Source organism: Marinobacterium alkalitolerans, from assembly GCF_017776525.1.
Lineage (GTDB): Bacteria > Pseudomonadota > Gammaproteobacteria > Pseudomonadales > Balneatricaceae > Marinobacterium > Marinobacterium alkalitolerans.
Genome location: NZ_JACVEW010000004.1, coordinates 127,108 through 141,307 on the forward strand (window position 1 = coordinate 127,108; position 14,200 = coordinate 141,307).

7 protein-coding genes are annotated in these 14,200 nt (G+C 61.6%); 4 read left to right on the plus strand and 3 right to left on the minus strand.

Annotated elements, in window-relative coordinates; translation table 11 throughout:
- Positions 1-16 precede the first annotated feature (16 nt).
- Together H9C73_RS04025 and H9C73_RS04030 are read right to left on the minus strand one after the other, a co-directional pair.
- Entirely contained in the window at positions 17-1,774 is a 1,758-nt protein-coding gene (locus H9C73_RS04025; RefSeq protein WP_236014066.1) for a putative bifunctional diguanylate cyclase/phosphodiesterase, read from the minus strand.
- The gene (locus H9C73_RS04030; RefSeq protein ID WP_209286504.1) at positions 1,771-4,404 is read right to left on the minus strand and encodes a hybrid sensor histidine kinase/response regulator; all 2,634 of its coding nucleotides are present in this window, start codon (positions 4,402-4,404) and stop codon (positions 1,771-1,773) included. The genes H9C73_RS04025 and H9C73_RS04030 overlap by 4 nt, the downstream gene beginning before the upstream one ends.
- Positions 4,405-4,643: 239 nt before the next feature.
- Between H9C73_RS04030 and H9C73_RS04035 the strand changes: the two genes are divergently transcribed.
- The 4 genes from H9C73_RS04035 to acnA all read left to right on the plus strand — a co-directional run bounded on the left by H9C73_RS04035 (position 4,644) and on the right by acnA (position 12,630).
- Positions 4,644-6,017 carry a DEAD/DEAH box helicase gene (locus H9C73_RS04035; protein WP_209286505.1) on the plus strand — a complete coding sequence of 458 codons (1,374 nt, stop codon included), beginning with the start codon at positions 4,644-4,646 and terminating at the stop codon, positions 6,015-6,017.
- Between the two features lie 147 nt (positions 6,018-6,164).
- The gene (locus H9C73_RS04040; RefSeq protein WP_209286506.1) at positions 6,165-7,415 is read left to right on the plus strand and encodes an MgtC/SapB family protein; all 1,251 of its coding nucleotides are present in this window, start codon (positions 6,165-6,167) and stop codon (positions 7,413-7,415) included.
- A gap of 14 nt (positions 7,416-7,429) precedes the next feature.
- Positions 7,430-9,820, plus strand: a complete 2,391-nt coding sequence (locus H9C73_RS04045; RefSeq protein WP_209286507.1) for a Lon protease family protein — start codon at positions 7,430-7,432, stop codon at positions 9,818-9,820.
- Between the two features lie 92 nt (positions 9,821-9,912).
- Positions 9,913-12,630, plus strand: a complete 2,718-nt coding sequence (gene acnA, locus H9C73_RS04050; RefSeq protein ID WP_209286508.1) for an aconitate hydratase AcnA — start codon at positions 9,913-9,915, stop codon at positions 12,628-12,630.
- A gap of 121 nt (positions 12,631-12,751) precedes the next feature.
- Here the strand turns inward: acnA and H9C73_RS04055 are convergent, their stop codons facing one another.
- Entirely contained in the window at positions 12,752-14,017 is a 1,266-nt protein-coding gene (locus H9C73_RS04055; protein ID WP_209286509.1) for a pyridoxal phosphate-dependent aminotransferase, read from the minus strand.
- Positions 14,018-14,200 lie beyond the last annotated feature (183 nt).

Here is a 14,200-nt window from a genome sequence, read left to right on the forward strand (position 1 = left end):
CACCCGCCGTGCCCACTCAGGCAAACAGGTGGGAAAACCCCAGCCCCGCCATCTGTTCAAATGCCGAGACCTTCAAAGGAGGCGCAAACAGAAAGCCCTGTACCTGTCCACACCCCATGGATTGCAGCAGTGTCAGCTGCTCCGGCAGTTCGACCCCCTCAGCTACCGTACCGCACCGGAAGTGACGGGCCATATCGATCACGGTTTCAACCAGGCGCCGATCCTGCGCCTGAGTGTGCAGCTCGCGGATAAAGGCCCGGTCGATCTTCAGCACGCTGACGGGGAGGGTTTTGAGATAGGCCAGCGATGAGTAGCCGGTCCCGAAATCGTCAATCGCGATGGCGATACCCGCTTCGGCCAGATATTGAAGCTGAGCCCGCGCCAGCTCCACATCTTCCATCAGCCCCGACTCGGTGACCTCGACCTCCACCATGCCGGGCGGCACACCGGCGGCTTCGACCTGTGCCACCAGACGGGGCGCATAATCCGGCTGCATCAGCTGTACACTGGAGGTATTGAAGGCCAGCGAGAAGTCCTCATTGACCACTCCTCGCTGGAGCCAGTCCCGCAGCTGGGCCAGCGCCTGCGCCTGTACCCATTCCCCTATCGCCAGAATCTCGCCACTGCGTTCCGCCGCCGGAATGAACTCGGCCGGTGACACCGGCCCCAGGGTTTCACTGTGCCAGCGCAGCAGCGCCTCGGCACCACTGAGGCGTCCACTGGCAATATCGACCTTGGGCTGATAGAACAGGGTCAGCTCCTGCCGGTCCCGGGCCTGACTCAGGGCTTCGCGCAGTGTCTGACGCCGCTGCAGCTCCTGCTCAAGCGCAGCATCATAGGCTCGAGGGGCAGCCGGAACATCCGGCAGTGCCAGTGCGGCCATGCGAATCAGCTGCTCGGCGGATTCACTCCCCTGACTGGCACTGAGTCCCACTCGAGGGCTGAGGCGCAACGACAGGGCCTTGACCCTGAGCGGCTCACTCAGCACGGAAAGTACCCGGGACAAGCGTTCCGACTCTGCGTCCTGTCCCTGCCAGTGCGGCAGCAGGAAAACCCATTCGGTGCTGTTCCAGACACCACACTCCAGACTCATCTGATCCTGCAGCCGCAATACCCGGTCGGACAGGGCCAGTGCCAGCTGATCAGCCTGCGCATAGCCCTGCAGGCGCGCCACATCGGACATGCCGTCCAGCGCCACAAAGAGAACAGCAACCGGGACCGCACGGTTCAACTGCCGGGACAAGGCCTCCACCACACCACGGCGGTTCGGCAGCTGGGTGACAGGATCTTCCCGTGACTGGCGCTGCAGTTCGGCCGTGCGCAGTGCCACCAGCTTTTCCAGCTCGTCCGCCTTTTCACTGTGCTCACGCAGTTTCAGACGGCGCTCCAGTGCATTGTTCAGTCGCTGCAGCACTTCCGTATGATCAAAGGGCTTGGTAATGAAATCCTGCGCACCGAGGGAAAGGGCTTCATAGCGGGTACGCTCATCGATCTGCGCCGTCAGAAAGATAACGGCGGGCATCCCCTCTCCCAGCCGCTGTTGCAGCCGCTGCATCAACTCCAGACCACTGATCGCCGGCATGCGAATATCCAGCAGGATCAGGTCAGGACAACGCTCATGCACATGGCGCTCCGCCTGCAAGGGGTCGGTGTAACTGTGAATGGCACTGAAACCGGCACCTTCCAGCAAGTCTTCCAGCAGCTCAACATTCACCGCATTGTCATCCACAATCAGTATCTGAGCGTCTGCCTTGGGCGGCATGGCTGCACTCATGTCAGCGCCTCCTGGTTAAAAATCTGCTCAATACGCCGGATAAAAGCGGCCAGATCCAACGGTTTGGTCAGGTAGTCCACAAAACCGGCTTCACGGGCACGGCGAATATCGTGGGTGGAGGCGGCTGCAGACACCGCCAGCACCGGCACCCCGCTGGTCAGGGGGTTGTTGCGCAGAATCTGCTGAGCCTGAAACCCGTTCATGCCCGGCAGATCAATATCCATCAATACCAGATCCGGGGGAGCGGAGCAGGCCAGCTCAATGCCTTCTTCGGCACTGGACACACAGGTCAGTTCACACCCGCCCAGATCTTCAAACAGGTCGATCATCAAGCGCTGGTTGGCCGGGTTGTCTTCAATGTACAGCACCTGACGCGCCTGGATCGCTACGGACTGAGGGGCATCCGGTGAGGACGCCTGCCCCTGCGGAGCCCGGTTCGGCTGCTCATCCAGCGGCAGCTCGAACCAGAATTCACTGCCCTCGCCTGCAACACTTTCGACGCCGATCTCACCCTGCATCAGATGCACCAGCTTGCGCGTGAGGGCCAGCCCGACTCCGGAGCCCTCTACGCTGCCACTGTCGGCATCGAGTCGGCTGAACGGCAGGAACAGTTCGGACATGCGATTTTCCGGTATGCCAATACCGGTATCCTGTACCCGTATTCGCACCTGAGACTCGGATGGTTCACAGGCGAGCATGACCTGTCCGCCCGGCCGGTTGTATTTGATGGCATTGCTCAACAGGTTGATCAGCACCTGTCGCAGGCGCGTGTAGTCAGCCCGGACACTGCAACGGCAGCTCTCGGGGCTGAGCCAGCGCAAGCGCACCTGAGCCTTGTCGGCCTGTGGACTCAGGGTTTCAATCGCCTCCTGGACCACATCGGCCAGCGAAACGGCCTCGATGGACACCTGCATTTTGCCCGCTTCTATGCGTGCCAGATCCAGCACTTCGTTAATCAGGTTCAACAGGTGGCGGCCACTGCGAATGATCTGCTCGGTTTGCCGCTGCTGCCGGGCCTGCAGCGGATGCCGACTGTTCAGCAGCAGCTGTGCAAACCCCAGAATGGAGTTCAGTGGCGTTCTCAGTTCATGACTCATGGACGAGAGAAACTCGCTCTTGGCCTGGCTGGCACGCTCGGCACGGTCATGTGCGGCCTGAAGTGCTTCGTTCAACTGCTGCTGCTCATTCATCTGCCGGTACAGGTTGATCAGCAGCGCACAGGTAGAGGTAAAGGGCTCCAGCCACTCCACCAGCTCCGGATCATAATCCTCGGCGGCATTGGCGATGGCATACATGCCGATCACCTTGCCCTTGTCACGAATGGGCACGCCCATGAAACGGTACAGGGCGGGGTGTCCCGGTGGCAGGCCGCCGCCTCGGGGGTCGGTCTGCATCCGGTTGCTCAACACCGTCTCCCCGCCGGCAAATACACGGCCCAGCATGCTGTCCGGGTTGGTCAGCATCATGTCGCCACTGACCAGTTTTTTCATCAGGGCCCGGGACTCATCACTCCAGGAGAGGTCGGTGATGGCGTGCAGCTTGAGTGCAGGAACGCCAGACTGCTGGACCACCTCCCCGATAAGGGCATATTCGCTTCCGGTCAGCTCCTTGAGTGCCTCCTTGAGAAACCGCCACAGCGTATTGCCCGAGACCAGTGCACGGTAGTCGGTCAGGCCGGTATGCAAGACTTCCAGCAGCGCGCGCTGACGCTCCTGATGCTGGCGTGAGGCATAGACATCACTCAGATCAGATAGAATACCGATAAACTCGCGGCTTTCAGGTGCGTGCTGATCCGCCTGCACCTCACTGACCGCCAAATGCACGGGGATGGTATGCCCGTCACGGTGCAGGGCTTCCACCTCACGTCCCATACCGATGACCTTGGCTGCCCCATGCTGCTGATAATCCGTCAGGTACTGATCGTGATGTTCACTCCAGCGCTTTGGCATCAGGACCTTCACGTTGCGACCGACCAGTTCCGACTCCCGATAGCCGAGCATCTCCTCGACCGAGCGGTTGACCGCCAGAATCTGCCCGTGCCCGTTGATACGGACAATACCGGCTGCCGCGCCCTGAATGATCGCCTTGTAGCGGGCCTCGCTGGCTCGCTGGTGCCGCTGGCGCTCTTGCCGTTGCTGCCGGGCCTCAAACAGGAGCAGCAGGGCTTCGGCCTGTTCTCCCAGCCGCTGCAGCAGAGCCAGCTCCTGCGCGGAAAAGCTGCGCGGCTCCACCCCATACAGAAACAGCGTCCCCACCACTTGTCCCTGATGCTTAAGTGGCGTACCGGCATAGGCGCGAACACCGGCATCCACCAGCGGTGCCGGCACCGCAAGGCCGGCTCCTGCCTGCAGGTCCCGGATCTGAAAACTCCCCCCCGTTCGCAGCACCTGCTCGCACGCCAGCCGGCTAAACGGCCATTGATTCGACTCCAGCCCTGTCACGGCCTTGCACCACTGCTGCTCCGCATTGATAAGGCTGATGCCGGCAAAGGCCATATCCAGAGTATCCGCAGCCAGTGCTGCCAGGCCGTCAAAGGCAGCGTCCGGCTCACTGCCCCAGATGTTCAGGGATTCCAGTGCTTCCAGACGTGCCGGGTCGGTGACGGGCTGATCGGGGGACGAGAGTTTCATGGACGCATGCTCAATTGCCTGAAGATGCCCTCATAGTCGGGCATTTGGGAGCCGGCCGCAATGCCAGTGAGGCGCAACACTGACGACAGGCTCGATGTCATGCTTGTCCACAAATACTGTGGAAAACCCCTTGGACAACCTACGCACACACATTGCCAGCATGCGAAATACCGGCCCTCGCTGCCAATGCTTAATTTCCATCCTCAGAGCAGGCAATCTTTGCTAGGATTCGCACACACATGATTATGCGAGACAACACCGTGTTTGCTGAACTGATGCTGCATGAACGCCTGCTCAAGGCGATTGACAAACTGGGCTTCAAGCGCCCGACCCCGGTACAGGCCGCTGCCCTGCCGGAAGCCCTGGCCGGCCATGACCTGATTGTGGGCGCCGAAACCGGCAGTGGAAAAACGCTGGCATTTGTAGCCCCCATGCTGCAGCACTTTCTGGATATTTCGGCACCCAACACCGGTACCCGCGGTCTGATCCTGACCCCCACCCGTGAGCTGGCCGAGCAGGTGTGTCAGGCAGTGAAGGATATTGCTGCCTTCACCCGCATCAACGCCATGACCGTTTGCGGCGGCACCGGCTTCAAGGAGCAGGCGGCCGAAATCCGCAAGAACCCGGAAATCCTGGTGGCAACCCCCGGCCGGCTGGCCGAGCACCTGGAGCGCAACACACTCGATCTGGACGACCTTGAATTTCTGGTACTGGACGAAGCCGACCGAATGCTCGACATGGGCTTCCGTGATGAGGTCATGGCCATTGTCCAGCTCTGCCGCCCTCAGCGTCAGTCCATGGTGTTTTCCGCCACTCTGACCCACCGCGGTGTTCGTGAAATCCTGCCGCAGGTCCTCAACGAGCCCAAAGAGCTGCTGTTGAATACCCCGCAGAATGCTCAGGCAAGCATTCGTCAGCAGATCATTCTGGCCGATGACGACAAACACAAGGAACGACTGGTCGAGTGGCTGCTGGCACACGAAACCTATGACAAGGCGATCATCTTCACGAACACCCGCGACAAGGCCCAGTGGCTGGCCAAAAGCCTGCAGCGTCAGAATCGCCGCTCAGGCGTCCTGCATGGCGAAATGACGCAGGACGAGCGCAAGCATGTCATGGAGCTGATGCGCAGCGGCAAGATCAACGTTCTGGTCGCCACCGATGTAGCCGCCCGCGGGCTGGATATCGAAGGTCTGGATCTGGTGATCAACTTCGACATGGCACGCAAGGGCGATGAGCACGTGCACCGCGTTGGTCGCACCGGCCGTCAGGAACGGGAAGGTCTGGCAATCTGCCTGATCGCCCACAACGAATGGAACCTGATGGCCAGTATCGAGCGCTACCTGCGGATCGAGTTTGAGCGCCGCACCATCAAGGGCGTGGAAGGGCAGTACAAGGGGCCGAAAAAGGTCAAGGCGTCCGGCAAGGCGGCCGGCAGCAAGAAAAAGAAAACCGATGTGAAGCGGGCCAAAAGCACCGCCGGCAAGCCCAAGAGCAAGCAGCGCGTGCGTGATCGCAAGGATCAGGGCAAACGCCGCAGCGACAGTGCTCGCCCGGCACCGAGCCTGGGTGACGGCTCCATGCCGCTGATGAAAAAACGTTCCGACCGCTAACCCTCCCCTTTTGCCCCGGGCTGCCCCCTGTCGGTCAGCCCGGTCCGGCCACCTCAGCCGCCTGCACCTTCGCACCCGCCGGATGCCCCTCGCCTGTGTAAATCTGCTAGTCTCAGGGGGATGGATCTCGGGCTTGCAGGAGGCATGATGATTCAGGAACCGCTGCTTTTAGTGCTGGTCGCCCTGGCGCTGGGGATGCTGATCGGACTTCAGCGTGGCTGGCATGAGCGTAACACCCGCGCTGGCGGGCGTATCGCGGGCATTCGCACCTTCGGACTTCTATCCATGGCCGGCGCCATGGCGGCCCTGCTGGCCGAGCCGCTGGGCCCCGGCATCACGATCGGTATCGGCATTGCCGCTGCGCTCCTGCTGGGGCTGGCACACTGGCTCGACTCTGGGGAAGACCATGACTTCGGCATCACCACCGTGGTCGCGGGTATCGTTACCTATCTGCTCGGGGCGATGACCATCCTCACCGATCTGACCCTGCCCGTTGCCATCGCCGTTCTGACCACGATCGTGCTGCACTTCAAGCAAACCCTGCACCACGCACTGGAACACCTCAGCGACCGGGAGATCCGGGGCATCCTGCAACTGGCGCTGATATCGGCGGTGCTGCTGCCGGTACTGCCAAACCAGAACTACGGCCCTTGGGGCGCACTGAACCCCTATGAAATCTGGCTGCTGGTGGTGCTGATCGCCGGCATCAGTCTGGCCGCCTACTTTGCCATGCGCCTGACCGGCCCCGACAAGGGGGTCATCATTACCAGCCTGCTGGGCGGGGTTGCCTCCAGCACCGCCCTGACCCTGAGCCTGGCCCGCATGAATGCCCGTCTGCCGCTGCCGCGCCTGCTCGCCTGCGGCATACTGCTGGCCGCCACCATCATGTACCCCCGTATCCTGCTGGAGGTTGCCGTGGTCAACCCGTCACTGCTGGGTGCGCTCTGGGCCCCCATGACAGCCATGGGGCTGGGCTGTGCCCTCATGGCCACCTGGCTGTGGCGTACACGCGAACCCTTCGGCAACGTGGACACTTCACACCTGTCGGCCGAGCCCTTCCAGCTCATGCCGGCGCTCCAGTTTGGCCTGTTGCTGGCCGTGATCATGCTGCTGTCACACGGAATCAAGGCCTACATGGGCGAGCAGGGGCTCTGGCTGGTGTCCATCGTGGCCGGCCTGACGGACGTAGATGCCATCACCCTGACCCTGGCCCGTATGGCACATGACACTATCAGCCAGGAGACGGCCGTCACCGGTATCACCCTGGCCGCCATTACCAATACCCTGGTCAAGGGCGGCCTGGCCCTGTTTGCCGGCCACTGGACCCTGTGTAAACGCCTCTGGCCCGGACTGATACTGGCCGTACTGCTTGCGATGATCACACTGATGCTGACCTGATAAGGACGTGGACCATGACCACCCTGCTGACACCTGAACAACTGCGCCACGAATGTCATCTGGAACCGCTCGGCATTCACTCCTCCGCCGACATTACGCCCGACTACTCGGCACTCGGCCAGACCCGGGCACTGGATGCGATCCAGTTCGCCATCGGCATGGACCACACCGGCTATAACCTGTTCGTCAGCGGCTCTACAGGCCTTGGCAAGCGCGAGCTGGTCTCGCGCATCATCAGCGCCGAAGCGGCCAGCGGTGAAGCGCCCCGTGACTGCTGCTACATCCACAATTTTGAACAGCCCGGCAGCCCCTGCACGCTGATTCTGCCCCGCGGACTGGGGCAGGAGCTGCATGAAGATCTTCGCAAGCTGATTGAGATCCTGCTGGCACGCATCCCGGCCCAGTTCAAAAGTGATGAATATCGCAGCCAGCTGCAGGCATTGAATGACGAGTTTCAGCAACTGGAAGAGGCCAGCTTCAAGGCGCTGGGTCAGAAGGCGCATGAAGCGGGCATCACCCTGATGCGCACGCCCGGCGGTTACACGCTCGGGCCGATCAAGGACGGCAAGCTGATGACGCCGGAGCAGTTCAGCAAGCTGCCCGAGGAGGAACAGGCCCGCATCAAGGAAAAGGTGGATGCGCTTAACGAAGAGCTGACGGAACTGGTGCATGAGGTTCCGCGCATGCACCAGCAGCATCAGGCCCGTATTCGTGAGCTGGAGCAGGAGACCACCCGCGGGGTGATCGACCCGGCCCTGAACAACCTGCGTCAGAAGTATGGCGAGCACATTGCGGCACTCGCGTTTCTGGATACCCTGCATCAGGACCTGATCGAGAACGTGGATGACTTCTTTCCCACCGAGGAAGAGGAGCGTGCGCCGCTGCACAAGCGGGCCCGTTCGGCCAAGTTCCGCCGCTATCAGGTTAATGTGCTGGTCGGGCACACCGAAAACGGGGGCGCCCCCGTGGTGCATGAAGATATCCCCAGCTACCAGAACCTGGTCGGCCGGGTCGAATACGAGGCTCACTTCGGCACCCTGAGCACCGATTTCAGCCTGATCCAGCCCGGCGCCCTGCACCGCGCCAACGGGGGCTACCTGATTGTGGATGCGCAGAAGCTGCTCAGCTACCCCTTCGCCTGGGAGGGCCTGAAGCGGGCCCTTCGCAACCGCGAGGTGCGCCTCGATCCGCTGGAGAAGATCTACGGCATCAGCGGAACCCGCTCACTGGAGCCGGAACCGGTACCACTGGAAGTGCGGGTCATTCTGATCGGCGAACGCCGGCTCTACTACCTGCTCAAGCACTACGATCCGGAGTTCACCTCCCTGTTCAAGGTGTATGCCGACTTTTCCGAGGGGTTCGACCGTGATCAGGAAAACCTGCAAAGCTACCTGGGGCTGATCAGCATGCTGGTGCGTGAAGAGGGACTGACCCATTTTGATCGCACCGGGCTGGAGGCCATTATCGAGTTCAGCTCAAGGCGCATGGATGACAGTGAAAAGCTGTCCCTGAACCGGGGCCAGCTGATCGACCTGCTGCGCGAATCCAGCTTCTGGGCATTGCGGCAGGGCGCCTCGCTGGCTGATCGCAGCCATGTGGAAAAGGCGATCCACCAGCAGCGTTATCGCAGCAGCCAGTTCTCCGAATTGATGCAGGAACAGATCGAGCGCGGCCTGCTGATGGTCGACACCTCGGGCACCCGTATCGGTCAGGCCAACGGTCTGTCGGTCTTTCAGCTTGGGGATCAGCGCTTTGGCAAGCCGGCGCGCATCTCGGCCACCGCGAGGATTGGCAACGGCCGCATGCTGGATATCGAACGTGAAACCAAGCTCGGCGGGGCCATTCACTCCAAGGGTGTCATGATACTGGGGGCCTGTATCGGTGCCCGCTACGCCCGTAACCGACCGCTTTCACTCAATGCCAGTCTGGTGTTTGAGCAGTCCTACGGACCGGTTGACGGAGACAGTGCCTCGGCCATCGAGTTCTGCACCCTGATCTCGGCCATCGCCCGGCTGCCGCTGCGCCAGAGTCTGGCGGTCACCGGCTCCATCAACCAGCAGGGCGAGATTCAGGCCATTGGGGGCGTGAATGAAAAGATCGAGGGCTTTTTCGAGCTGTGCCAGAGCCGTGGGCTGGATGGCCATCAGGGCGTCATCATCCCCGCGGCCAATATCGAGCACCTGATACTGCACCCGGATGTGGTCGACGCCTGCCGAAAGGGGCGCTTTCATGTATATGCCGTCTCGACGCTGGATCAGATGATTGAGCTGCTGTTCGATCGCCCCGCCGGCACGGCTGACAGTGATGGTCGTTACCCGCCAGCCACCGTAAACGGGCTGGTTCAGCTCCAGCTCACCGACTGGGCGGAACAAATCCAGAAACAGTCGGCCAAAGGACAGGATTAGGCAGCAGGGGTTGAAGCCTTGAGGCTTCATCCCAAGCTCTTATTCATGCGCTACCCTGAATACTTAACCCAATATCGCAGGAGAGCCCAAGCATGACATCACTGGATGCAACGCAAACCCTCAAGGTTGGGGACAAGGAATACCGCATCAGCAGCCTGCAAAAAGCTGTCGAGCAACTGGGGGATATCGACCGCCTGCCCCGCTCACTGAAGGTGCTGCTGGAAAACCTGCTGCGCCGCAGCGACAGCGAAGTCGTGCAGCCGGAAGACCTTCAGGCACTGGTCGACTGGCAGCACCAGGGCGGTCAGTCTGATCGTGAGATAGCCTATCAACCCGCCCGCGTGCTGATGCAGGACTTCACCGGGGTGCCCGGTGTGGCCGATCTGGCCGCCATGCGCGATGCCGTCAGCGCACTGGGTGAGGACCCGCAGAAAGTGAACCCCTTGTCTCCGGTGGATCTGGTGATCGACCACTCGGTCATGGTCGACCACTTTGCCAGCCCCGATGCCTTTCGCGACAACGTACGCATAGAGATGGAGCGCAACCGTGAACGCTATGCCTTCCTGCGCTGGGGTCAGACCGCCTTCGACAACTTCAGGGTCGTCCCGCCGGGCACCGGCATATGCCACCAGGTCAACCTTGAATATCTGGGCAAGACCGTCTGGACCGCCGAGCAAGACGGTCACACCTGGGCCTATCCGGATACGCTGGTGGGCACCGATTCGCACACCACCATGATTAACGGCCTCGGCATTCTGGGCTGGGGTGTTGGTGGTATTGAGGCGGAAGCCGCCATGCTCGGCCAGCCGGTCTCCATGCTGATTCCCGAAGTGGTCGGCTTCAAGCTGACCGGCGCACTGCGTGAAGGCATTACCGCCACCGATCTGGTGTTGACGGTCACGGAGATGCTGCGCCAACACGGCGTGGTCGGCAAGTTCGTCGAGTTTTACGGTGATGGCCTGGCCCAACTGCCGCTGGCAGACCGAGCCACGCTTTCCAACATGGCGCCGGAATACGGCGCTACCTGCGGCTTCTTCCCGGTGGATGAGGAAACCCTGCGCTACCTGCGCCTGTCCGGCCGCAGCGAAGAACAGGTGGCACTGGTTGAGGCCTACTGCAAGGAGCAGGGGCTCTGGCGTCACCCCGGTGATGAACCCGTGTTCACGTCCCGCCTGGAGCTGGACCTGAGTACAGTCGAAGCCTCACTGGCCGGCCCGAAACGCCCGCAGGACCGGGTCGCCCTGCATGATCTCAAATCCCGTTTCGATGAACTCATGGCGCTCAACCTGACACCCGCACCGGGCGATGACGTCGGCAAGCTCGAAGCGGAAGGCGGACAGCCGTCACCCGGCGCAGCCGGGGTTGCGGAGGTCGAGTACGATGGCCAGCGCTTTACACTCGATCATGGGTCTGTCGTCATCGCCGCCATTACCTCCTGCACCAATACCTCCAACCCCGGCGTGATGCTGGCGGCCGGCCTGCTGGCCCGGAAAGCCGTGGCGAAAGGGCTGACACGACAGCCCTGGGTAAAAAGCTCGCTGGCGCCCGGTTCCAAGGTCGTCACCGATTACCTGCAGGCCGCAGGGGTGGATAAGGCGCTGGATCAGCTTGGCTTCAATCTGGTGGGGTATGGCTGTACCACCTGTATCGGCAACTCCGGCCCGCTGCCCGAACCGATCGAGCACGCCATTCGCGATCAGGACCTGACCGTCGCCTCGGTCCTGTCCGGCAACCGCAACTTTGAAGGGCGCGTTCACCCGGCCGTAAAAACCAACTGGCTGGCCTCGCCTCCGCTGGTCGTGGCCTTTGCTCTGGCCGGGCGGGTGGATATCGATCTGGAGCAGGAACCGCTGGGTGAGGATGCGCAGGGCAACCCGGTCTTCCTGAAAGACCTCTGGCCCAGCCAGCAGGAGGTGGCCGATGCTCTGGAGAAGGTGAACACCGAGATGTTCCGCCGCGAATACGGCGCCGTATTCGACGGGGATGCCGAATGGCAGTCAATCGAGGTGGCCACCGGCAATACCTACAACTGGCCGGACTCGACCTACATTCAGCAGCCCCCCTTCTTCGATGGCATGCAACCCGAACCCGAAGCAACCGAGGATATCGATAACGCACGTATCCTTGCGCTGCTGGGAGACTCGGTCACCACCGACCATATTTCGCCGGCGGGTGCGATCAAGCCGGACAGCCCGGCCGGACGCTATCTGCAGGAACAGGGGGTAACGCCGGAGCACTTCAACTCCTACGGCTCACGGCGTGGCAACCATGAAGTGATGATGCGCGGTACCTTCGCCAACATTCGCATTCGCAACGAGATGCTGGAGGGTGTCGAAGGCGGTGAAACCCGCCACTACCCCAGTGGTGAGCAGCTGGCCATCTATGATGCAGCCATGCGTTATCAGGAAGAAGGGCGGCCACTGGTCGTCATTGCCGGCAAGGAGTATGGCACCGGCTCATCCCGTGACTGGGCGGCCAAGGGCACCCGCCTGCTGGGCGTGCGCGCCGTCATTGCGGAGTCGTTCGAGCGCATTCATCGCTCCAACCTGCTGGGCATGGGCATTTTGCCGCTGGAGTTTGTGGACACGGATCGCAAGGCGCTGAAGTTGACCGGTGAAGAGGAGATCAGCCTGAATGGACTGGGCGATCTGTCGCCGCGCCAGACACTGACCCTTGAAGTCCGCTACCCGGACGGTCAGTCTCGACAGGTACCGGTGCGCTGCCGTATCGATACTGGCAACGAACTGGCCTACTTCCGCCATGGCGGCATTCTGCACTTCGTGCTGCGCCGCATGATCGGCAAGGCCTGACTGGATCAGGTGCTTGCGTGCACCGGTTCATCAAGCAGCCCCGCGCCAGCCATCGCCCGTGAGGGCCGGCGCGGGGTACAGGGCTGCAAGCGTCAGTCGCCTGCAGCCAGCCACGTGAATATCAGGCCGCGACCTGCTGTTCGCCGGCCAGCCAGCCACGAATGGCAGCCAGACCCTCCATGACCGGCGCAGCCAGTCGTCCCAGCTCCGCCTCATCCGCGCTCAGCGCAGCGCTGCCGTCAAAGTTTACGTAGGAAAGGCGTGCCGCCAGTGCGTCTGCCGGCATTCCGAACGCGGTGCCCGGCAGCAGCGCCACACCGGCTTCGGTCAACAGCCGCTCACACAGCTGGTCAGCGGTCTCGATGCCTCGCTCGGCCAACACACCGCGCCAGCCGTCAAAGTCCGGGAACAGATAGAACCCGCCCTGAGGTGCAGCGGTTTTGACACCCGCTTCGTTCAGCGCCTCAGCCGCCCGGTTACCGATATGGCTCAGCACTACTCGCTCCTGCTCCACATACTGCTGCACCTCGGGACCGAATGCGTAGGCCACCTCAGCCGCATGCTGTACCGGAGAGGTGACGCAGGACCAGGTCTCCGAGGCAACGCCCAGCAGGCGCGGCATCATCGCAGGCGCCAGTGCTTCAGGCACGTGCAGCACGCCCAGACGCCAGCCGCCGGCGCCACACCACTTGGACAGGCCACCCGTTACCAGTGTGCCTTCAGGGTAGTAGCGCGCCAGTGAGCGGTGTTCACCGGTATGGTGCAGCATGCCGTAGATCTCGTCACTGATCACCAGCACGCCATGCTGGCGCAATACGCTGGCCAGCGCTTCCAGCTCAGCTTCGGTATAGGTGGTCCCACTCGGGTTACCCGGATAGTTCAACACCAGAATCAACGGACGCTGGGGCTGGGCACGTGCGACACAGAAGCGATCCAGCTGCTCGGCGGTCAGGCGCCATTCGGTGTCGGCACTGGTCTGCAGACGGTGCACATCATGCCCGGCCAGACGGGCCTGAGGCTCGTAGGACACCCAGCTCGGCGACACCAGCAGCACATCGGCTTCAGTAAAGGCGGCCATCACGGCGTAGATCAGCAGCTTACTGCCCGGACCGACCAGCAGGCGTTCAGGCTGCCAGTCCACTCCGTCCTGAGCACGGTGAAACGCGGCTGCCGCTTCACGCAGCGGACGCCAGCCCTGTACGGGCATATATCCCTTGGCGGCGGCGTTGTCGGCCAACACGGTCGAAACGGAGGCGGGTACGGGAAAAGGTGACTGACCAAAGCCAAAGCGGAACACGCGACGGCTCTGTTCCAGCGTATCGGAGCGTTCGTTAATCAAAAGGGTTTCGGAATGGTTAATCGGGCGTAAAAAATCGTCAACAGACATGGTTTGGGTCCTGGTTTCATGTGGCTACGTGCATCACTATGGACCCGATGAAAATCTTTTCAATAAAGCTACAATAAATGGAAATCTATTTTCAAAAAAGCTGACACCACAACCGGGTTAATTATTTTTTAACTTGTTTTACATGCAGTTATAAAACACCTCCCGGTATCGCTTAAAATCAAT

Excerpts from the sequence above, each read along its gene's own strand:
- H9C73_RS04025 (WP_236014066.1), bottom strand. The coding sequence starts at position 1,774 with ATGAGTGCAGCCATGCCGCCCAAGGCAGACGCTCAGATACTGATTGTG.
- H9C73_RS04030 (WP_209286504.1), bottom strand. The coding sequence starts at position 4,404 with ATGAAACTCTCGTCCCCCGATCAGCCCGTCACCGACCCGGCACGTCTG.
- H9C73_RS04035 (WP_209286505.1), top strand. The coding sequence starts at position 4,644 with ATGATTATGCGAGACAACACCGTGTTTGCTGAACTGATGCTGCATGAA.
- H9C73_RS04040 (WP_209286506.1), top strand. The coding sequence starts at position 6,165 with ATGATTCAGGAACCGCTGCTTTTAGTGCTGGTCGCCCTGGCGCTGGGG.
- H9C73_RS04045 (WP_209286507.1), top strand. The coding sequence starts at position 7,430 with ATGACCACCCTGCTGACACCTGAACAACTGCGCCACGAATGTCATCTG.
- acnA (WP_209286508.1), top strand. The coding sequence starts at position 9,913 with ATGACATCACTGGATGCAACGCAAACCCTCAAGGTTGGGGACAAGGAA.
- H9C73_RS04055 (WP_209286509.1), bottom strand. The coding sequence starts at position 14,017 with ATGTCTGTTGACGATTTTTTACGCCCGATTAACCATTCCGAAACCCTT.